Source organism: Enterocloster lavalensis (assembly GCF_046603895.1).
Classification (GTDB): Bacteria; Bacillota; Clostridia; order Lachnospirales; family Lachnospiraceae; genus Enterocloster; species Enterocloster lavalensis.
This window is the reverse complement of record NZ_CP176637.1, coordinates 5,725,412-5,745,848: the sequence shown is the minus strand read 5'-3', so window position 1 is coordinate 5,745,848 and position 20,437 is coordinate 5,725,412. Positions and strand designations below refer to the sequence as shown.

Genomic DNA, 20,437 nt, shown 5'->3' with positions numbered 1-20,437 from the left:
CTCAATTCTGGTGGATATGATAATACCCTTTTCCATTTTGCTTCACATAGTAAAGGGCCTCGTCGGCGTCGGCGATCATCTGTTCCAGCTCAATCCCCGGCCGGTATACCGCTACACCGATGCTGCACTGGACCGGAATGCTCTGTCCGCCCGATTGAACGCTGCTCTGGAGGCGGAGCACAAGCCCGTCCAGCACGCCGCGCAGCTCCTGTTCATCGTCCAGTCCGGTCAGCAGGACGACAAACTCATCGCCCCCATACCGTCCCACCACACCGTCATACTTTTTCTCGTATTCCCGGAGAATGTAGCCCAGACTTTTTAACGCGATATCGCCGCCCGCATGTCCACAGCTGTCGTTGATATATTTTAAATTGTCCATGTCCACAAAGCACAAAGCCTTGAGCTTCTGCGGGTCAGCCTTTTTCAGCAGGGCGGCGCCCTGGTTTAAGAATACCGACCGGGTGACCACGCCGGTCAGACTGTCGGACAGACCGTTGCTGGTCAGGCGCAGCACTTCCTGGAAATCCACGTCCTCCGGCCGCTCGTCCTGATAAACACGTTTTTCCAACTCCTCCACCGAGTGGACCAGCATGTCCACAATCTGCATCTGACCGGCAATATAGCGCCGCACAAACCATAACAGGCACAGGCATCCAAGAACTGTCAGCCCAGCCACAAGTACAAGAGCCGGAACCGTTTTCTCAAAGGTGGACCAGAAATCAACGGAGCACAGAATATCCCAGTTGGTATTCTCCACTCTCTGATAGGCGGTATAGTACAGGTTTCCGTCCCGTATACTCCAAAAAGCTCCGGGGCTTGCGGCCAAAAGCTGCTCCTCCAGCTGGTCCGCTGTGGTGCCGAACAGCACGCCCTTGCGCAGGGTATTCATAATGGATTCCCCGTAGGGTAACGCGTCCGTGGAGGACATAACCTGCCCCCGGGAGCCGACCAGCGTGATCCCTGTGCCGCCATTTCCGGCAGACTGTCTTAAAATGTCCACCACCTCGTCAAAATAAATGGCGCAGAACAGGCAGCCCGTGATCTGTCCCTTCTGGTCCATCAGAGGAACGGCCACCGTATAGTTTAGCGTGACGCCGTCCGCTCCCGCGGCGAAGCTGTCCGTCACCTGTCTGCGGCCGGTGGAAAACAGCTGTTGCATATAGTCCCGGCTGGCCAGGCTGGCAGGCTCCGCCCCGTCGGAATAGACAGTGATATCGGAGTCCACGTAGCAGATCATCATATACCCGAAATAAGGGCTGATCTGATCCAGTTTTTTCACTTTATCGATAGGCGGTATATCCGGGTCATAATACTCCGGAAGGCTGGCCAGGGATTCCAGCAAATCAACCGCTCCGGCAACCTTCTGGGAAATCTGTGCGTGGCTCGCGGTCAGAGCCGCCTCCGTCTCCGACCGCAGCCGGCCGGCGGAGAGTACGCAGCCTCCCAGGAAGGCGATGCCCATAAACAGCGTGCAGAACACCACGCTGTAACGGGTAATCGGGGCAAAGGATATTTTCCATTTCCCGCCTTTAATGCATTTTTTCTCTCGTTTCACGGCAATGATGCCCTCCTTCTTCCAAAACAGACCGGTTTCTATTCCCCCTCATTGCCACAACGCTCTCCCATCGTATACCTTCATGGCGGCCTCCCGGTAGCCCAGACGTCCGCATTCCTCCCAGACCAGGCAGCGGATCTGCTCAAACATTCCGGCCGCCCGCCTGGCGAACAAAGCTCCGTCTCCGTCCATCAAAATCGCGGCTGCTTCCATACATTGCCGGTAAATCTCACAGTTCTGTGGATTTTTGTCCGGGCTGACCAATTTCGGAATACTTCTGCCGATGCTGAAGTTCCGGGCAAGCACTCCGTAGATTGAACGCAGAGCGTCGTACTGAATGTGCTCCGTGATAAAGTCCAAAAGGGTACGCGGTATTAGTTGATGCTCATAGGGTTGCTCCCACTGACGCGCCAGCGTACCACAGAGCAGATGTACCTGTCCGGGTTCCGCCTGCGCCGCCGCATGGGAGGCGACCTGTTCCACGGTCAGCGACAGCAGATCCAGGCTGTCCAGATACCGCCGTACATGACAGGCGATGGATTCCGGCGTGATTTGTATCTTTTTCAGGTCCGATAGGTCCATCACCACCGAGATCCCCCGCCTGGGAGCCGCCGTCACCACGCCCCAGTCCTGCAGCATGCGGATCGCCTTGACCGTGGTATCGCGGCTGACGCCGTACCATTCCTGTAATTCATCGTGGGTGGGCAGGTGGTCGCCCGGCTGATAGCGGCCAATGGCGATCAGTCCCAGCAAGTCCAGGCAGACCGTGGAATAACGCTCCTGTGCCAGGCTGAGCTGTTGGCCCAGCCCCTCCGCCTCCGCCAGCATGGGACAGCGGGGCAGCAGGCGGATAAAGGGATACGCCTCCGCCTGCTCCGCAATCTTTCTGTATTGAAAAAAAATTGCCTCCAGATCCGCCCGCTCCGGCTCCCCAGCGTTCTTTACCGTCTGAAACAGGTTCCTGATATTCCCGCAGTAGCGTTCCCGGTCCTCATAGGAGCCGTGAGGCGGCTCTTTTCCTCTGAATCCCAGGCTGTCCACAACCCGCAGGAGTAGTTCATTTTCATTCCTGGCAATAAAAAAACGCCAGAGCCGGCTGGAGAGCTGCCAAAATTCTTCCGGCCTTCCCGGATCCATGCGTGCAAACAGCGCTTCCGGCGTATGCCAGTCGCTTCCGGTACACTGATGCAGCCCCCGCAGATAGATCGGATAACAAAGCAGAATACTGGTCTGCAACAGATCGTTTATCTGGGCGGCATCCGCTTTTCTGGTTCCCTCTGCCGCCCGGGAAGGCGGAGCGGCAAAGGCTGAAATCACAACGGGCTTCTTCCGGGGCGCAATCTCCAGGTAGCCATCCTGTTCCAACAGCTCCAATGCGCGCCGGATCGTCCGCTCGGACGTCCCGAATTCTCTGCACAGCACGGACCGCCCCGGCAGCTTGGCGCCAACCGGGAGTATCCCGCTCTCGATCCTGTTTTTGAGCAAATTGTAGATTCGCTCGTATTGAATTACGTCATGTTTCATATTCAGCTTCCATTTCTGTCAAGTTTTAAGTTTTCCACCCGTAACGGAATTTATCCGGCATCGGTCCGGCCCTTCTCCAGAGCGGCGTTGCAGCCTGCGTCAATGGCCTCCCCAGCCTCCTTGGGAGTTTTTTGGCCGGTCAGAAGATCATTGATCTGGACATAAAAAACATCCCGCACGCCCTGCCAGTTACGATTGCTCTGCACGCTGTTCACCACATGGGATGTATTCTCCCCGTAAGCTCTCAGCAGCCAGATCTCATCCTGATACTGCCGGATGACGGAATTGTTGACCGGAATCGTGCCCAGGGTATATTTCATCAGTTCCTCGTCCGTATAGAGATATTGCAGAAAATCCTTGGCCACCCGGATCTTCTCCTCATCCCCGTTGTCAAACAGGCAGAAGCCGTTGGTGGTGGCAGAGCAATATCCCTCTCCGTCCAGACTGGGAAAATTCGCTGCAAAGGCGTCTATCCCACGATTCCTGGTATCCCACATATTGGTCAGGTTTCCCATGCAGATGGCCAGCTGCCGGTTGTAAAACAGATTGACACAGTCCAGCAATTCCAGATTCTCCGCTCCCCGCGGGATGATCCCCTGCTCGTCCATCTCCCGGATCCACTCGAGAGCCCGAATGCCTTCCGGGGTGTTGACGGTAAAGTTCCCATCCTTGTCATACAGCGGACAACCGTACGCCCTCAGCAGCGTCATGATGTGGCTGTCCCCCTGATTGTTGGCGGCGTACATCATAAACGCAAAGGTATTTTCATCGGTCAGGCTTTTTGCCAGCTCACGGCAGATCAAACGGAATTCCTCCGTGGACCAGCACGCCACCGCCCCCTCCTCCGGAATATACGCCTCCAGGCCCGCGGCCTCCATCATCTCCCGGTTTACCATCAGCGTATTCTGGAGCTGATGAAACGGCAGCGTGTAAACTTTACCGTCGATTGTATTCTGCCTCCAGATCGATTCATCGATATCGGAGCGCAGCTCCTCGCTGATGATATCGTCCAACGGGACCATCCAGCCTCTCTGTACATACAGCGGCAGATTCCAGGAACCGGAGAAAAACAGATCGGCAGCCTCCGGCGTACCGTACTTGTCCACCAGCTGCGCCTGTTCGTCCAGATAATCATAACGGCTGACCACAAATTCCACATCGCAACGATCGTACTGGACTCTGAACCTCTCCGCCGCCGCCATAATCAAATCATAGACTTCCACCTCTCCCACATCGGGAATATTTCCCAGACCGATGGGCGGAGTTTTTACGATCAGCGTTACTTTCTCCGGCGCAGCCGGCTTTTCAGCCTCCCGAGACCGGCAGCCTGCCGATAAAAGACACAGCGCCAAAGCGAGAAGGCTGCAGATTAGTTGGCTCTTTCTCATACTCATTCCCCCCTATGCCCGATTATCTCAATTTTTTTGAACAGCAATGTAATATCGAGCGGTTTTGTAACCACGTCGTCCATACCGGCGTCAAGCGCCTTTTCAACATCTTCCCGAAATGCATTGGCGGTCATGGCGATGATCGGAATTCTCCCGGCATCCGGCCGGTCCAGGGCGCGGATATTCCTGGCGGCCTCATGTCCGTCCATCACCGGCATCTGGATATCCATCAGGATCAAGTCGAAATAATCCGGTGCGCTGCCCGCAAAAATTTCCACCGCCTCCTGTCCGTCGCAGGCCTCCGTTAACTGACACCCATACTCCTCCAGGATGGACACCACGATCATCCGGTTGATCTCATTGTCCTCCACCGCCAGGATACGTTTTCCCTCCAGAGTCCATGAACTGTTCTCCACATGACCGCACGTCTCCTGCTCTCCGGGCGGTTCCACCACCGGGAACGGAATAAAGAAGGTGAACACGGTACCCTCCCCCGGCGTGCTTTCCACCGAAATGGAGCCGCCTATCTTTTCCACCAGGGTTTTGCTCAGGGTCGTTCCCAAACCGGTGCCGCTCTGAGATGCAACCCGCCGTTCCTGCTCAAATGGCTGCCAGATCCGATCCAGAAATTCCCGGCTCATACCGCAGCCGGTGTCCGCCACCTGAAACATGGTGTCAGCCGTTTCATCAGATATCTTTTGGCTAACGGTCAAAGTAACCGTGCCTCCCGCCGGTGTGAATTTCACCGCATTTCCCAGCAGATTGGTCAGAATCTGCTTGATCCTCAGCCCGTCCCCGCGCACAAAAGGATTGGTCAGTTCCCGGCAGTCGATCTCAAATCGCAGCCCTTTTTGTTCCGTCTGGTTTTCCAGCAGAATCCGCACCTCTTCTATGAGCGCGGCCAGATCCATCTCATTTTCGTAAATCTCCAGCTGGCTGCTCTCGATCTTGGACATATCCAGCACATCGGTAATCACGCTCTGCAGGAATGAGGCGGATACCTCGGCCTTTTTTAGGTACCCCTTCATCTTCTCCCTGTCGTCCAGATTCTGGCGCATCAGATAGTGCAGCCCCACAATGCCGTTGAGCGGGGTGCGGATCTCATGGCTCATATTCGTCAGGAACGCAGACTTGGCCTGCTCGGAGGCCCTGGCAATTTTCACTGAATTCATGTTGTGGTAGATAAAATACGTGATGGCCAGGATCATCCCCCCCAGCGCTGCGAAAAATGGCACCGAGCGGGAAATCAGCATTTTCACCTGCTCTTCCGTCACCCGGGTGGAGACGCGCACTACCAGATACCAGTCGTTTCCTCCATGGTGGTCCAGGGACTGGAACAGGGCGTAATAGGATTCCCCGTCCAGGCTGTACTCCACAAACAGGCTCTCTGCATTCTCCACCGCACGCAGACAGGACTCCAGCGAACCTCCGTTTTTAAATTGCGCCCGCTCAAGCGGCTTTAAAAAGTTGTTTTCACGGGTGTTATATTGCTGGCTTGCGGTGATGATGTCGCCGGATCTCTGCATGACCGCGGCGATGCCCTGTCCATCAAAGCTCTCCAGTCTCATCTGATCGGCGATCTCATCGATGGGAACCAGGCCAACGGCTCCACTGATATTTTTCCCTCCGCACGGGACTGGGACGGGCAAATGAACGCCGTAGACAAGATATTCTCCCCACTGCTCCCGGCTGACCTCATCGTACCGGCTCACAAAACTGCTGTCCGCCTGCCGGTATTCGTCCGCCCAGGGCATATTTTCAAGCGGCGTTGTCAGGTAGGTACTGCTGTACACCTGGCCGTCCTCCGAAATCAGATAAAGGGTATCGAAAGATGTAGTCTTCGACTCCACCCCCAGGCTGTAAACAACCTCTTCGATGCGGCTTTTCCTTGTAGCCTCGATGCGGCCAAGCATGGTCTGAAGATACTCCCGCTTGCTGTCCATCTGATTGACGATATTTAGGTGATCATGATCCGCAATCTGCTCCATAAACGAGAGCGTGGTGCTGTAAACAGCGCTCTCGATACTCTGATAATACATCCAGTAGCCGCCGCCCAAAATCGCAAAAGCTATCAGCAGAATTACTCCCCATACCCACCATTGCCGCTCATGCTTTTCCACCACCTTGCGTTTCATCTGATCTCCTTTTCCAATCGGTCTTTTCACTTTATCCCAGCGTCCCAATCTAGGATCCTATACAGACTAATTGATGTAAAACTACATTGAAGCTTATTTGATCATTATATCATCCTATCGCCAGTATTGCAATATTGGACCAAAGACTTCGCCGGAGTCCGTCCACATTTCCCCCATCTCCCGCAAACTTCCCCGGCGCCCGGGATCACCAATCGAGTAGGAGGGAGTGATTAGCTCCCGTCCTCTCACACCACCGTGCGTACCGTTCGGTACACGGCGGTTTCAACAGTTGACGTGCACCGACTGATAGGCGGCAGCTAAATCATAAAAGCCACTGCTTATCAGTCTTTCTTTTGTCATTGCCAGATTCACCGCTACCGTATGCGTCGTAAACCAATAACCTCTTCGGCTATTTCCTGCTTGCCATGCCAAGTCTTCCGGCACTCCCATTTTCCGCAGGTTCTTCACCCTCGTTTTCGGTTTCTTCCATTGCTTCCATATACACATTCGGATTCTGTGGTATAGCCACTTATTGAGTTCGTCTATTCGCTTTTTCATATCTGCTATTCCGTAATAATTCAGCCATCCCCGCATATACACTTTTATCTTTGCTAGTGCTGGGCGTATGCTCTGAACAGACCTTCGGGAACTAAGGTCTTTCAGCTTTGACTTCATCTTCTCCCATGACTTTCCATGAACCCGGACATAGATGCCCTTTCCGTTCTTTCCCAATGTAAAGCCAAGAAACTTAAAATTTCGGATTGCAAATACACTGACTACACGGCTTTTCTCTTGGTTCACCTTCAGTTTCAGCGTCCCTTCCAGATATTTCATGCTTGTCTCCAGCAGTCTCTTTGCCGCTCTGTCGCTTTTCGCCAGCAGCACGATGTCATCTGCATAACGGACAAATATAACTCCCCGTTTCTGATACTCCTGGTCAAACTCGTTCAGATAGATGTTCGCCAGCAGAGGGGAAAGATTTCCCCCTTGCGGCGATCCTTCTTCTGTTTCCATGACTACTCCATTTTCCATAACGCCACTCTTTAGGTACCTCTTAATCCACTGGATTACCCTTTCGTCCTTTACATCTCTGCGCAGGATATTCAGGAGTATCTCATGGTTCAGAGTATCGAAGTATTTCGACAAGTCCAATGCTACCGCATGGGTATATCCCTGCTCTGCATACTCTTTCACCTTCTGAATAGCGTCTTTCGCACTTCTTCCCGGACGATAACCGTAACTGTTCTCCGAGAACAACGGCTCGTAGACCGGTGTAAGGCGCTGTATTATCGCTTGCTGGAAAATGCGGTCTTTTACGGTTGGAATACCAAGCTTTCGTATTCCACCGTCCGGCTTGGGAATCTCCACTCGTCTCACCGGGTCAGGGGTGTACTTTCCCCTTTTTATTCTCTCGATAAGTTCTTTCTGGTTTTCCCTCAGGTATGCGCCTATTTCTTCCACGGTAATCCCGTCGATTCCTGGCGCTCCCTTGTTTGCCTTCACCCTCTTAAAAGCTCTGTTAAGGTTGCCCTTATTCAGTATCTCCTCCAAGAGTTCCGGCTGTGCACTGTCCCTTTCCTTCCATATCCGGCGGAAAGAACGGTGCGCTCTCACATACCCTTCACGTTCCGCGCTATCTCTTTGCGAGCAGCTGTCTTTGTTTTCTGTACCCAAGGCTCTTTCCTCCTTTCCCGGTTGTACTAAAGACTCCTATTGATTCGGTCCTTCACCGAAGTACCCTGTGGTACTCGACTACTATGACCTCGGCTGACTTCTGTACGTTCAGCACTACCTCTCGATAGTGGTTATCCCTTTCGGGACATTCCGCACAGACCTCCCCGGGGTGCAAAGCATCCAGTGGATGCTTGTTCTGCACGGACCGAAGCGGAGCGAAGACACACACGTTTCTTTCTCTCCATCCATCTGCCACATTTACCATACATGATTCCGTGTAGTTATTGGGCTTCGGCTTGTAATGCAGTCTTACCCTCATGCATAGCCTGATGTGATTTCTGTCCGTCAGACCAGAGATTTGCCCATGGGTTAGTATGTTCCCCACATCCAGCTTCCTTCAGATTCCATCTCACGATGGACACCCTTGCTTTCGGCTATATCCTTCCCACTACCGGGCGGATTCCGGACTTGCACCGGTTAGAAACGTGCGCCGCCGGGCGCACATTAAAAAGGCCCGCGCCCATGGAGATAGGCGAGGACCTGAATCGATCACTTGACTCAAATAGTTCGGACGCCGGCCTTTTCCTTTTGCGCGGTCCTCCGGTAGTTCACCGCGGAGTAGCCCAGCACCAGGGTCGTAACGGCGCGTTCCTTCCGCTTCAGCCCCAGCAGACGGCGCAGGGGGCGGGACCAGTTGGCGGCCATGGAGAAGAATCCACTGTAGAGCACGCCCAGGCCGCAGGCCTCCGCCATCAGCTCCATGTTGGCGGCGGCAAGGGCGCCGTCCACCTGGCTGGGGGCCACGATCACAATGGCGGCCGGGGCCTTTTTGAAGAAGAAATGGTCGTCGATGGACATCCTCCTTGCAATAGGATTGACCAGCTTCATCAGAGGAAGCAGCCGTCTAAACAGACCCACGGCCAATTTTTCAGCGCTCTCCAGCCGTTCGTTTAACACGATGAAGGACACGTTCTGGGCGTTCCCGCCGGTGGGCGTCAGGCGGCCTGCTTCGATAATTTGCGCGATGAGCTCCGGCTCCACCCGGCGTTTTGTGAACTGCCGGATGCTTCTTCTCGTCTTAATGGCCCTGAGCAGTTCGCCGGGGTCCAGGGCCGCCGGCTTTTCAATCTCCTCCGGCGGCTCCTCAAAGCCGGTCATGGAGACTGCGGCCTTAGGGCAAATCGCCACGCAGTGCCCGCACATAATACAGTCCTGGGTGATGACTTTCGCCTTTTTATCCTTGATCCGGATATTGCCCGCCGGACAGTCCTTCCGGCAAAGTCCGCAGCCGATGCATGTTTCCGGGTTGATTCTAATCTGATGTTTGTTTTTCATTTTTCCTGACCTCCGTTGTTCCAGCATAAGGAATCATCCATGATATAGTGGCGGTGCCGCCCCCTGGATTTGGACTTGTATTCGATGGCTGCCGTGGGGCAGCCCCCGATACAGGCCATACAGTGGGTGCAGTTTCCCTTCCACACCGGTTTTCCATCCGCCATTTCGATATTGTCCAAGGGGCAGCGCCGGGCGCACTTCCCGCAGGAAATGCAGCGGTTCGACACAGTAAATCCCCGATCATTCACAAAAAGCGCGTAAAACAGTGGATTCACCGGCCCGCTTTCCAGTCTGCCGCCCAGGGACACGCTTTGCCTGTCAAAGTCCCGTCCGGCTCGGATCCGCTCCCCCAGCCAGGTGATGGACGGCTCCGCTTCTTCTATGATCGCCCGGCATTTTGCCTCGTCCGGGGTGGCGAACATTGCCACATAGTTTTCCGGCATAACCACCGGTGCAAGACCGCGATAGCGCATGTTCTTCCCGGCGCACAACTTTTTGGCGTATGCGGCGGCGTTGCCGCAGCTGCCGCCGCAGGTCAGTATAAAGTAGGCGTCCCGGTTCCCCTGGAAATCGGTTTCCAGAATCCAGCGCTCCACAACCCTGGGCAGCCGCCAGGAATAGGTGGGAGCCACAAACACCAGCGGCTCCTCCGACCGGATCACCGTTTTCTCCCCGGACTTAACCGCACGGTTGATGGAAAATACCTGGCCGTCCCCGATGATCTCAGCAATTTTAACCGCAACATACTGGCTGTTTCCAGTGCCGCTAAAATATAAAATCATAATGCCCTCCTCTTGACAAACAAGCCATTCGCTTATATGATACATATTGTATCACATATGTATTGTTTGTCAACGTCCCAACCTGAGACAAAATGAGGAGATTTGTATCATGGATAAACGAAAAATCGCCAACCAAAAAGTGAAGGACCGCCTGTTCGCGGCCCTGATCGAGTTTGCGGGCAGCAAGGACTGGTCCCGGCTGACCGTGACGGAGCTGATCGAACAGTCCGGCGTGGCCAGGGCTTCCTTCTACCGCAATTTCAAATCCGTGGAGGAGCTGGTGGACTACGGGATCCAGCAGATCGCACTGCAATACCACACCGGAAAGCCGTCGCCCGAAAACGGTTTCTACAGCCGGGAAATGATGCTTTACAAATTCCGCTTTTACAAAGAGTACGCGGACCTGGTGCTGGCCTTTCACCGGGCAAAGATGGCGACCACGCTCCTGGATGTGATCACCGACTGCGAGATCGACGCCCGGGGCGATATGCCGGTGAACTCCATCGCAAAATATGAGCTCTACTATTTTTCAGGCGCTTTTTATAACATGCTGCTGTGCTGGCTGGAGAGCGGCATGAGGGAGTCGCCGGAGGAGATGGCGGAGGAGTTTTTGCGGATTGCAGACCGCGGGCCTTCCTCGTAGCCAGTCAGCCTGCAGACATCCTGCAGACATTCTACAAAATAACCGCTCACAGATCACAGCGAGTCCCTGTTGTATTCGATCAGGACCCACAGACTGCTGCTGATCACTGCAGGTAACGGAAACGGCGTGCTGTCTGGTGAATTCCCATCAGACGGCACGCCGTTCGTTTCTTATATTATAGAATGACACTCCCGCAGCGATTTAGTACAACTTCGCCCCCGCCGGAATCCTATCATCCACCATCAAAAGGTTCAGCCCTTCTCTCCCATCTTCCTCATGCACCGCGGAGATCAGCATCCCGCAGGAATCGATCCCCATCATCTTGCGCGGAGGCAGGTTGACGATGGCGATGGCGGTTTTTCCGATCAGCTCTTCCGGCTCGTAATACTCGTGGATGCCGCTTAAGATCGTGCGGTCCGTGCCGGAGCCGTCGTCCAGGGTGAACTGGAGCAGCTTTTTGCTCTTGGGAACGGCCACGCAGTCCTTGATCTTCACCGCCCGGTAATCGGACTTGCTGAAGGTGTCGAAATCCACCTGCTCCTCAAAAAGCGGCTCAATCTTGACCTTGGAGAAGTCGATGGGTTCCGGAGTCTTGACGGCAGCTTCCGGGGCGGCCTTCTCAGCCTTCTTAGGCGCGTCGGACCCGCCCAGAGTCTTCATGGTCGGGATTTCTTATCACTTTATTTTAAAATGACTTATTTCCCTTTATTAAGCCACTTTTCGGTATCTTACAATCAGTCAAATAACACTTTTAAACTGATTAAAGCACCCGAATTTGTCGTACCCTTGTCGTATGGCACACAATTTGTCGTACTCTCTGTCAGTCCTAGCCGGACTCTTTCCTAAAATACATCTAATTTGTGTGCTAAGTTTTGAATTGCTTCCTGCTTCTTTGCATTGGTGACTTCCGCATAAATGTCCATCGTGGTTTCAATGTTGGCGTGTCCCATGATCGACTGGATCACCTTTAAATTTGTTTCATTCTCGCAAAACCTTGAGCAAAAGGTATGCCTCAAATGATGACATGAGAAATGTGGTATTAGCACTGGCTCCCTGTGCTGCTTGGAAGCGTTTACCACTTCTTCTGCATTGTACGATTCGTATATACGCTTAATTGCCCGGTTGATAGACTGCGGATTATGGACATAGCCAAAACGGTTCATAAAAATAAATCCTTTCATACCGTCAATCTCCGTTTCATTAAACCCGTTTTCCTGCTGGTCTGCAAGTTCTGTCTGGAGTGCGTCATATACCGCATCCATCATCGGAATAATGCGTATACCTGCTTCTGTTTTTGGAAGTGATATAGAAAACGTACACATGGGATGTTCTTTATACTCTGTACTGTAATACACTAAACTGTGGTTGATGCTGATTATCCGTTTTTCAAAATCCACATCTTCCCATCTGATCCCGATAGCTTCCCCTATCCGGCATCCCGTTCCTAACAAAAATTTAAACAAAGATGTCCAGCGGAAATACTTCGGACTGCTTTCTACATAGTTTATAAAGGCTCTCTGCTGTTCCAGAGTCAGAGCATGTCTTACGCCATGATTTTTCCCCGGCTGTTTTTTTATCTGCGCCATAACTCCGTCACTGGGATTGTTGCGGATAATATCATCCCGCACTGCTAACTGAAATGTTGGGTGAAGAACCGTATGGATTGTTTCCAATGTGTTAATCTGCATTTCTTTGTCCTTCAGCAGATGCTGGTAAAACTGCAATACATCAGAAAATTTTATTGCTGCAATTTTTTTCCTGCCAAATCCATTCCTGATAAAACGGTCATACATATATTTGTAGTTCCTCATGGTTGTTCCCCTGAGTTCTGACTTTGTAGATATGTACCTGTCAAAAACAAAATTGACCGTTGCACTGCCAGCCACATATGTATCCAATCCGTCTAACTGGTCTTTAATCAGCTTTTCTTCCCTCACACGCAGTTCCATAATATCCTTTGAGTATATGCTCCGGCGCTTTCCCTCCGGATCAGTATAAGTATATACATACTTGCCATCACAACTGCGCTGCGTTTCGCCTTTCCTTAAAACCCTCCCTTTATTATCCTTTCTTGATTTTGCCATCTCTGCTCCTTTCTCAAGGAAAGAGATTTCGTACTAGCTACTTAGGGTTTCTTCCATTGCATACTGCAAATCAATCCCCTTTTGTAGCACCTGCGTTATGGTCATGTCATGTTTGGACGCATATTCTCTGAGTTTTGCGGCTTCAGCCTCTGTCAATTTTAATCCGATAAGATTCTTCTTCGGATTGTCCGACTTTGGTCTACCTGTCCTTGCCACAATATACACCTCCATCCATTTCATAATCATTATACTTTCAGTTTAACCAAAAGTCAACACTTATTTTCAGTTATACGAAAAATCTTTCTTAACCAAGACACCAGCTACCTATTTCACACGAAATGATTCAAGATATTGGTCAAATATATCTAAATCAACCAATACCATTCTGTCAATCTTCAAGATAGCGCCTGCATCTTTCGCTAAAGATTGAAATTTATTCATGCCCATACTGTACATTTCTGCTCCGTCCTTATATCTGACTAACCTCTTTTTGTTAATTGCTTTCGGTATTCTCTGCATTAAAATAGTCCTCCTTTTTGCTTGCACAGCCTTATCTGCTAATAAATAAACAGAATACACTTCTCCCCATTTATTAGCAGATAAAAACTGCAATACAGGTGGCAGCTCGTTACACTGCCCACATCGGTCTTGCACCGTCATTCAAATTGACCGGATTGCAGATTTCCTGCAACCCGGAAGTATCATTATCACAGATATGCTTCATCGCCCCTTGTAACCGCTACACACTTTGCCAGATTTCACTCGCTCCTTACCTTTGCTTCAATGCAGTTTTTCAGCATTTCCTCACGTTCACCCTGCCATAAGGCAGGACAGATATGTCATGGCGCATCTGCCTAGTGGCTCCGCATATCCTCACGTCCTGTATGCAATACAGTATTCAATTTTCAATGTACAACGCTGATAATCAGCTATGGAAAAGGACAGCTAACCGCCCCTTATACCGCTTCAAATGCCAATATCTTCGTAATCAGCTTTGTTTCAAGCCTCCGGCGTAGCGTTTCATCAACACAAAAATGCAGCCGCCCACCCTCGTCATACATTTTCCGGGTGGACAAAGTAATTATGTATCCCTCATAATGCTTCAAAACTGCGTTGATTGCCATTACATCACCTTCTGATGCTGCCTTTATGATATGGAAAGGCAGCAAATTCTTTTCTTCCCTACTCTTACATCTCTTTTTCATCTGCTTTTTCCTCCATAATCTTTCTCAAAATCTCAAGTGAGCGTGTCCGGTGTTCGTGGATCGTACTGCGTACAAGGTTCATTTCCCTTGCTATATCCGCATCGCTCATTTCCAGAAAATACGAAAGCAGTATTACATTCCGCTTCCGTTCCGAAAGTGCCTGCAACGCTTCCGCAATTAGGGCGTCCTTTACTTCAATGTCATAGCCATACACTGTAAAATGACTGTTCTCCACTCCATACTCATCCATAACAAACAACTGGTTCAGCTCCTTTTCAGACAGTTCAGAAAACATGGCTTCATGCTCCCTGCGGTAATCCATGTGCCGGTAATAGTTAATCGCTTCACCTTTCAGCGACATCTGGCACAGGCGGTCAAAGCGATGCCTGATTGTCAGTTCATCATGGCAAGAAGGTTTCTTCATACGAGTTCACCTCCTCCCCCGTTGTGACGTGACAAAGGCATACGCCTTTTCCCTTTCCGTTGTATCTGCCAAATAGCAATAGGCTAATGTTCGGGTGGGAGTAAAAATTTTTGAAGAATTTATATAAAAAACGCCCGAACAGGCTCAATGCCCATTGGACGTTATTCATATCTGTTATTCTGTTTTCTCCACAAACTGCGAGCGTGTATAGTTCACTCTTTAAGGTATATTCTGCTTCACTTCCAGTAAAACACCTTATAAAAGAACCTTCCCACGCCAATAGACGGACAGGTTCCCGAAGTCAAAAAAATATCCCTCAGACCGTTCAGAACACATAAATTCCCCTAAACGTACCCAAAGGATAAAAACCACGCAAAAAAACCTTTGGATACTGCGTTTTTTTATATGCAATATCCAAAGTCATTCTATTTTATTGTGTATTATGCCCCTCTGATAAAGTGAATTATTAGTGCATTTTAAAAGTAAAATGTGCAATATACACTATACATGGAGGTGCATATATGGCAAGAAAAAAGAAAATTGACAAGGAAATGGGACTTCGTCTGAAGCAGGCTAGAACTGAACAAAAACTGACCTATGAAGAACTGGCTGAAAAATCCGGCGTTTCCTCACGCTATATCAAGGAAATTGAAAATCATGGAAATGTGCCAAGCCTTGAAAAGCTGGGGCAGCTCATACGAGCCTTACATATTTCCGCCGATCCGTTTTTTTATCCAACTGTCCCGGCAGACAACCTCGACTACCAGCGGCTGTTAGTTTATCTGTCACAATGTACAGAAGAACAGATTACAACAATTCTCGCTATTGTGGAAGCCTATCTTCGGACATATAAAAATTTTTCAAAGTAAATCCACTCCCTCTCCTATCTCTTTTCTAAAACAGAGGCGGCTACCCTTAGCCGCCTAATTACCTCCTTTCTCTGCAAAACTGTGGCTTGTTTCGCTGTATAGAACGCTTCTTTTTAAGAAAGTAGAATATGTCATCATTTGTCATTTCTTCTCAATGTAATAACTGCATGGCATATCAAGCCAAATACAAGAGAAAAACAGCCACCGCCAAATAGTGATGCTCCCCACCCTGCACCCGACATTGTCATAAAACCGCCAACAAAGAAAATACCAATGCCAAGAAATATACCAACACCATAAAAAAGTCCAATTGCCATATCGTACTTATTAAATTGTCGTTTCTCCTTTTTTTCATATGTTTCCATCTTTGTTATTACCTCCTTCGCAAAATCGTCCATGTGGACTCCAAAAAGAAAGCAAATTTTTTTCAACGTATTTAAATCGGGTTCATTAACATCTCTCTCCCAATTCGATAATGCCTGCCGGGTAACATTCAATTCCCCGGCTAGTTCTTCCTGTGTCATTCCCGATTGTGTTCGCAGATGACGTATTTGCTTTCCTGTTGTAATATCCGTCTGTTCCTGGTTCAAAATAGTTCCTCCTCTCTGATACTGATTTTATCAATGATATTTCGCAATAGCCAGCAATGAACACTTGCATTGCGCAAGACGTTACATTATCTTCTGAAACATATGGCGAACCTTATCTAACCGACTATTTGGGCGGCGAGGTTGTACTACAGGTTCCCCTGAAGTTTCCTGATACCCTTTCAATTCTGTCAAGCAAACGCTTCTTCCATTTGTATAGAAATTCAAATCACTTTTGTATTCCCCGATCCGCCGAGCCGGTATTTCTCCAGTTAAAATTGCCTCATTATTTTTTAACGAAGTTGTTTCAATTACCGCATCATATTTCACAGCATCATGATAAGCTCGTGAAAGATATTCCTGCGGCGCAAATAGGGTAAAAGAAAGATAGGGTTCTAAAACTTGCGTTCCCGCTTTTTTTAATACCTGTTCCAACACAACAGGCGCAAGAAAGCGGAAATCTGCCGGAGTACTGACCGGGCTGTAATAAACACCATATTCAAAGCAAACTCTGCAATCTGTTACCTCCCATCCATACACTCCCTGCTCTAATCCATACCGAATCCCTTCTATAACTGCGTTTTGAAAGCTTTGGTTTAAATAACCGAGAGACACTTTACTTTCATATTCTGTTCCGCTTCCAACAGGAAGAGGAGTGACAGCCAAACCAATCGATGCCCAAAAGGGATTTGGCGGTACTTCAATATGAATTGTATAATGAGCCTCTTTTCGTGGTCTCTCCAGATAAATAACGGTAGGCTCTTTTATTGCTACCTCGACACCATATTTTTCATTTAATAAAGAACAAACAACTTCCAATTGTACTTTTCCCAAAAAGGAAAGAATAATTTCATGAGTAATAGAATCAATCATAAAATGCAGAAGCGGATCAGTATCCGCAATCTCTGTAAGGGCATCCAGTAATACTTCCCTTTGCTCTGCTTTGATTGGCTCTATCGTTGTCCGAAAAAATGGCAGGGGACTATCCGTCCATGCCTTGCGTGGCAATAGTTTTTCATCTCCCAGAACATCATTTAGTTTTAATGTATTGTCAGATAAAATAACAATCTCCCCGGAATCAGCGGTGTCTGTTGGGACGATTTCTCCATCAAATGGAATTGACATCTCTGTAATTTTAATTTTTTCCTTTTTTGACAAAAGAATCGTTTCCCGTAAACAAAGCGTACCGCTATAGAGCCTTAAATAGCAACGTCGTTTTTTCTGCTCGGTATATTCAATTTTAAATACATACCCACACAATTCCGATTGACTGTCGTCTGTTTCCAATGAAAAAACTTCTGTAATCACTTCAAGCAATTCTTTTACCCCGATATTGTCTTTTGCGCTTCCATGATATACCGGAAAAAGCGTTCCCCTTTGTACCCTTCGTTTTATTTCTTTTTGCAGTTCCCACAGTGTCAAAGGGACTCCTGAAAGATATTTTTCTAAAATATCATCATTCCCAGCAATTACAGCATCCCACTTTTCAAAATCTGCAACATCAGAAAGTATTATTTCTGAACATAAATGAACTTCCTGCATAACAATCATATCTTCTGTCAATTTTTCTCTGATATTTTGATAAGTTTGCTCAAGAACAACACCACTTTGATCTATTTTATTGATAAAAATGATTGTTGGTATCTTCATTTTCCTTAGCGCATGAAACAGCACTCTGGTCTGGGCTTGTACACCATCTTTTGCGGACACTACTAAAATTGCTCCATCCAGAACCGATAAGGAGCGATGCACTTCTGCTAAAAAGTCCATGTGTCCGGGGGTGTCCACAAGATTAACTTTGTACCCTTTCCAGCGAAAAGATGTAACGGCAGCCTGAATTGTAATTTTCCTTTGACGTTCCAAAGCCATAGAGTCCGTTCTTGTTGTACCTTTATCTACACTACCTGGTTCCATGATTGCCCCACTTGTATACAGCAGGCTTTCTGTCAGTGTTGTTTTTCCTGCATCAACATGCGCAAGAATGCCAATATTAATTATTTTCATATGTCGTCCTCCATTCACAGCCAAAAAAGACATAAAAATCCCCAGCAGTAAAATACTTTTACCACTGGGGATATAATCTGTGGACATACACATAAAAGACACGCACCAATAGGTACTTGCCACTTGTCTTGCTATGTCAATATAAATAAGGCAAAAGTATTCTTAAATTTGGTACAAAAAACTAAGCCCTTGTTCCAAAGGACATCCCAAAGTTTTTTGTTCCCACTATTTGATTATAGTTTTATTTAAGAATACCTTGCCGCATATTTTTAACTCCTTTTTGGAAATGTAGTAATTATAACACATCTGCATCCGAAAAGAAAGCATTAAATAATATTGACTTACATTGAATTTTCTGGAGACTTATGCTAATATTCAAAGCAACAAATCGAAATATACAAGAGGATTTTTTATGGGAAACGAGATAAATATTGCATTACTTCAAATGCTTCCGGGTAAGGATATTACAGAAAATATGGAAAAAGGCATAATTATTTAAAAAATAGCGCAATCGCAACCATAATCTGAAAAGGGAGATAATATTTAAGAAACATCAAATATTCGGATAATTATCCTGTATAGGTTGTCATTCTCTGTCCAGATGCAGAGACAATAAAAACAGCCGAACAACATCAAGGAAAATTTGGCTACTCCCCATACTGGCTTTTGCTAAACAACTCCAACCAGTCACCCCAGTAGACAGTAACCTCCATTTTGAAACTGGAATAAATTTGTTGATCATCACAATTCCAGTCTCATAGAAATGACTTCCTGAAATCCGGCTATGCGGGAGCGAAATCCTTTGGGATTTCTTCCACACTCGACAAATCCAGCCCGTTCATACATAGAAACTGCTCTTTCATTTTCAGCAACTACTTTAAGTTCAAGCTGGTTATATCCCGCTGTTTTAGCACATTCGATACACGAAGTCAGCAAAGCCTTACCATTTCAAGTCCCCAATACTTTCTCACAACACTGATGCCAAATTCTGCTCAATGCCGTACCTTATATTTTGTACCGATTGCCTCAATTCCTGCTGTTCCCGCAATTACACTATCAACTATGGCAAGCAATTCAATCTCTCTTTCACTCTCAGCTTTTTCTTTCAGAAACTGGCTCTCCTGTGCGGCATTAAAACTGTTTTCATCTGGATATGTAAGCAAATAATCTGTTTCACTATGTGTCAGATTGAAATTATCCACTACAAGCTGACCATCACTCTCTGTTCCATTCCTCAAACAACATTCCATGCCATTACTTAATATTATTGTTTTGTTATATCTCATAACTGCTCCTTTACTGACAACTGTCCTCAAAGTCAGCTTCTTCATCTATACAATATCCTAAGCAGAAAAATGTTTTCTCATTTCATATTGTTTAACAAATACACTAAATTTCAATTTCTTCAAAAAAGCGTTCAATGCCTGATCCCGTTCATCCACATTTATTACTCTCATCTCTAAACTCTTTGTTTGTTTAAGTAAATCTAACAAAATCTCTGTGGCAACTCCCATTCTGCGATATTGGGGATGTACCGCTAACTGCGCAATATCTCCTTTTATTTTGTCCACAATACCATATCCAATCAAGTTTTCATCAAATTTAACAATCGTATAAGAAAAGGATTTAGCGATTGCACAAACAGCGTCTTTTGCGTTTTGCCATGAAGGTGGATAAGTCCAAAAATCTTTGACTGCTGTCCATTGATCATCTTGTAATTTTTCCGGATGTTCCAGTTTCCACACTTTATGTACGCCCGGTTCTTTTATCTTGCCCGTCAGTTGGTAACAATTCAATATTCTGTTAATTCGAAATCCCTGTTTTTTATATAAAGTGAGCGCCTTCTCATTATCTTGAATCACTTCCAGTTGATACACGCTGATTTTATTTTTTATACATATAGTGCTAACCAGATTCAATAATTCCCCCATAATTCCTGTTCTCCGAAAATCGGGGATAACTCCTGTTCCGAGGTCATAGACTGTCTTTTCGTTATCCCAATCTCTCACTCCATTCAAGATAAAACCGACAAGCGTTCTATCTGCAAAGGCTCCAACTGAAACCGCAGGCATAAATCCATTTCTTTTCAGCATTGTTTCAAAAGATTTAAAAGGCATATCAACTGAAACCTGATAATCAGAAAATGCCTGTGTAAACGCTTCGTATATACAAACGGAATCTGTATTTTCCAATGTCCGGTATTCCATATTTTCTCCTAAATGCTATAT

The 20,437-nt window shown here is 48.0% G+C and carries 16 protein-coding genes and 4 pseudogenes; 2 read left to right on the top strand and 18 right to left on the bottom strand.

Annotated elements, in window-relative coordinates; all coding sequences use genetic code 11:
- Window position 1: 1 nt before the first annotated feature.
- The 8 genes and pseudogenes from ACK2JC_RS25755 to ACK2JC_RS25720 form a co-directional block, all read right to left on the bottom strand.
- Window positions 2-1,555: a sensor domain-containing diguanylate cyclase gene (locus ACK2JC_RS25755; RefSeq protein ID WP_320936691.1), complete on the bottom strand. Its 1,554-nt coding sequence runs from the start codon at window positions 1,553-1,555 to the stop codon at window positions 2-4.
- A gap of 48 nt (window positions 1,556-1,603) precedes the next feature.
- A pseudogene (locus ACK2JC_RS25750) lies at window positions 1,604-2,317 on the bottom strand (winged helix-turn-helix domain-containing protein); the annotation flags it as partial.
- A gap of 576 nt (window positions 2,318-2,893) precedes the next feature.
- Window positions 2,894-3,079: pseudogene (locus ACK2JC_RS25745) on the bottom strand (GntR family transcriptional regulator); the annotation flags it as partial.
- Window positions 3,080-3,129: 50 nt separating this feature from the next.
- Window positions 3,130-4,467 (bottom strand): ABC transporter substrate-binding protein, encoded by a 1,338-nt coding sequence (locus tag ACK2JC_RS25740; RefSeq protein ID WP_320936692.1) that lies wholly within the window; start codon window positions 4,465-4,467, stop codon window positions 3,130-3,132.
- A 2-nt stretch (window positions 4,468-4,469) separates the two neighbouring features.
- Window positions 4,470-6,602, bottom strand: coding sequence for an ATP-binding protein (locus ACK2JC_RS25735; protein ID WP_368272104.1), 2,133 nt, complete (start codon window positions 6,600-6,602; stop codon window positions 4,470-4,472).
- Between the two features lie 282 nt (window positions 6,603-6,884).
- Window positions 6,885-8,276, bottom strand: a complete 1,392-nt coding sequence (gene ltrA, locus ACK2JC_RS25730) for a group II intron reverse transcriptase/maturase (protein WP_411338076.1) — start codon at window positions 8,274-8,276, stop codon at window positions 6,885-6,887.
- 558 nt (window positions 8,277-8,834) lie between these two features.
- A complete protein-coding gene (locus ACK2JC_RS25725; RefSeq protein WP_276953162.1) occupies window positions 8,835-9,611 on the bottom strand; it encodes a nitroreductase family protein in 777 nt (258 codons plus the stop codon).
- Window positions 9,608-10,393, bottom strand: a complete 786-nt coding sequence (locus tag ACK2JC_RS25720; RefSeq protein ID WP_368272069.1) for an EFR1 family ferrodoxin — start codon at window positions 10,391-10,393, stop codon at window positions 9,608-9,610. Before ACK2JC_RS25720 ends, ACK2JC_RS25725 begins: the two co-directional genes overlap by 4 nt.
- Window positions 10,394-10,502: 109 nt before the next feature.
- On the opposite strand from ACK2JC_RS25720, the gene ACK2JC_RS25715 reads away from it, so the two are divergent.
- Window positions 10,503-11,036 carry a TetR/AcrR family transcriptional regulator gene (locus tag ACK2JC_RS25715; protein WP_092361080.1) on the top strand — a complete coding sequence of 178 codons (534 nt, stop codon included), beginning with the start codon at window positions 10,503-10,505 and terminating at the stop codon, window positions 11,034-11,036.
- A gap of 201 nt (window positions 11,037-11,237) precedes the next feature.
- Here ACK2JC_RS25715 and ACK2JC_RS25710 read toward each other — a convergent pair.
- The 6 genes and pseudogenes from ACK2JC_RS25710 to ACK2JC_RS25685 form a co-directional block, all read right to left on the bottom strand.
- Window positions 11,238-11,702, bottom strand: a pseudogene (locus ACK2JC_RS25710) (hypothetical protein); the annotation flags it as partial.
- A gap of 176 nt (window positions 11,703-11,878) precedes the next feature.
- On the bottom strand, window positions 11,879-13,120 hold the full coding sequence (locus ACK2JC_RS25705; RefSeq protein WP_411338073.1) for a tyrosine-type recombinase/integrase: 1,242 nt from the start codon (window positions 13,118-13,120) through the stop codon (window positions 11,879-11,881).
- Window positions 13,121-13,153: 33 nt separating this feature from the next.
- Window positions 13,154-13,336, bottom strand: coding sequence for a hypothetical protein (locus ACK2JC_RS25700; protein ID WP_411338071.1), 183 nt, complete (start codon window positions 13,334-13,336; stop codon window positions 13,154-13,156).
- 108 nt (window positions 13,337-13,444) lie between these two features.
- A complete protein-coding gene (locus ACK2JC_RS25695; RefSeq protein WP_138262931.1) occupies window positions 13,445-13,639 on the bottom strand; it encodes a DUF6462 family protein in 195 nt (64 codons plus the stop codon).
- Between the two features lie 437 nt (window positions 13,640-14,076).
- Window positions 14,077-14,325, bottom strand: coding sequence for a helix-turn-helix domain-containing protein (locus tag ACK2JC_RS25690; protein WP_160566862.1), 249 nt, complete (start codon window positions 14,323-14,325; stop codon window positions 14,077-14,079).
- Entirely contained in the window at window positions 14,309-14,749 is a 441-nt protein-coding gene (locus ACK2JC_RS25685) for an RNA polymerase sigma factor (protein ID WP_107435216.1), read from the bottom strand. The genes ACK2JC_RS25690 and ACK2JC_RS25685 overlap by 17 nt, the downstream gene beginning before the upstream one ends.
- A 521-nt stretch (window positions 14,750-15,270) precedes the next feature.
- Between ACK2JC_RS25685 and ACK2JC_RS25680 the strand changes: the two genes are divergently transcribed.
- Window positions 15,271-15,618, top strand: coding sequence for a helix-turn-helix domain-containing protein (locus tag ACK2JC_RS25680; RefSeq protein ID WP_107435215.1), 348 nt, complete (start codon window positions 15,271-15,273; stop codon window positions 15,616-15,618).
- Window positions 15,619-15,752: 134 nt separating this feature from the next.
- Here the strand turns inward: ACK2JC_RS25680 and ACK2JC_RS25675 are convergent, their stop codons facing one another.
- The 4 genes and pseudogenes from ACK2JC_RS25675 to ACK2JC_RS25660 form a co-directional block, all read right to left on the bottom strand.
- Window positions 15,753-16,208, bottom strand: a complete 456-nt coding sequence (locus ACK2JC_RS25675) for a helix-turn-helix domain-containing protein (protein ID WP_411338069.1) — start codon at window positions 16,206-16,208, stop codon at window positions 15,753-15,755.
- An 81-nt stretch (window positions 16,209-16,289) separates the two neighbouring features.
- Window positions 16,290-18,209, bottom strand: a complete 1,920-nt coding sequence (gene tet, locus ACK2JC_RS25670) for a TetM/TetW/TetO/TetS family tetracycline resistance ribosomal protection protein (protein ID WP_411338067.1) — start codon at window positions 18,207-18,209, stop codon at window positions 16,290-16,292.
- 741 nt (window positions 18,210-18,950) lie between these two features.
- Window positions 18,951-19,495, bottom strand: a pseudogene (locus ACK2JC_RS25665) (GNAT family N-acetyltransferase).
- 57 nt (window positions 19,496-19,552) lie between these two features.
- Window positions 19,553-20,416 carry a GNAT family N-acetyltransferase gene (locus ACK2JC_RS25660; RefSeq protein WP_411338065.1) on the bottom strand — a complete coding sequence of 288 codons (864 nt, stop codon included), beginning with the start codon at window positions 20,414-20,416 and terminating at the stop codon, window positions 19,553-19,555.
- Window positions 20,417-20,437 lie beyond the last annotated feature (21 nt).

What these genes read in the sequence shown, in the direction of transcription:
- tet (WP_411338067.1), bottom strand. Translation starts at nt 18,209, where the DNA reads ATGAAAATAATTAATATTGGCATTCTTGCGCATGTTGATGCAGGAAAA.
- ACK2JC_RS25660 (WP_411338065.1), bottom strand. Translation starts at nt 20,416, where the DNA reads ATGGAATACCGGACATTGGAAAATACAGATTCCGTTTGTATATACGAA.
- ACK2JC_RS25735 (WP_368272104.1), bottom strand. Translation starts at nt 6,602, where the DNA reads ATGAAACGCAAGGTGGTGGAAAAGCATGAGCGGCAATGGTGGGTATGG.
- ACK2JC_RS25695 (WP_138262931.1), bottom strand. Translation starts at nt 13,639, where the DNA reads ATGCAGAGAATACCGAAAGCAATTAACAAAAAGAGGTTAGTCAGATAT.
- ACK2JC_RS25740 (WP_320936692.1), bottom strand. Translation starts at nt 4,467, where the DNA reads ATGAGAAAGAGCCAACTAATCTGCAGCCTTCTCGCTTTGGCGCTGTGT.
- ACK2JC_RS25690 (WP_160566862.1), bottom strand. Translation starts at nt 14,325, where the DNA reads ATGAAAAAGAGATGTAAGAGTAGGGAAGAAAAGAATTTGCTGCCTTTC.
- ACK2JC_RS25705 (WP_411338073.1), bottom strand. Translation starts at nt 13,120, where the DNA reads ATGGCAAAATCAAGAAAGGATAATAAAGGGAGGGTTTTAAGGAAAGGC.
- ACK2JC_RS25725 (WP_276953162.1), bottom strand. Translation starts at nt 9,611, where the DNA reads ATGAAAAACAAACATCAGATTAGAATCAACCCGGAAACATGCATCGGC.
- ACK2JC_RS25680 (WP_107435215.1), top strand. Translation starts at nt 15,271, where the DNA reads ATGGCAAGAAAAAAGAAAATTGACAAGGAAATGGGACTTCGTCTGAAG.
- ACK2JC_RS25720 (WP_368272069.1), bottom strand. Translation starts at nt 10,393, where the DNA reads ATGATTTTATATTTTAGCGGCACTGGAAACAGCCAGTATGTTGCGGTT.
- ACK2JC_RS25715 (WP_092361080.1), top strand. Translation starts at nt 10,503, where the DNA reads ATGGATAAACGAAAAATCGCCAACCAAAAAGTGAAGGACCGCCTGTTC.
- ACK2JC_RS25685 (WP_107435216.1), bottom strand. Translation starts at nt 14,749, where the DNA reads ATGAAGAAACCTTCTTGCCATGATGAACTGACAATCAGGCATCGCTTT.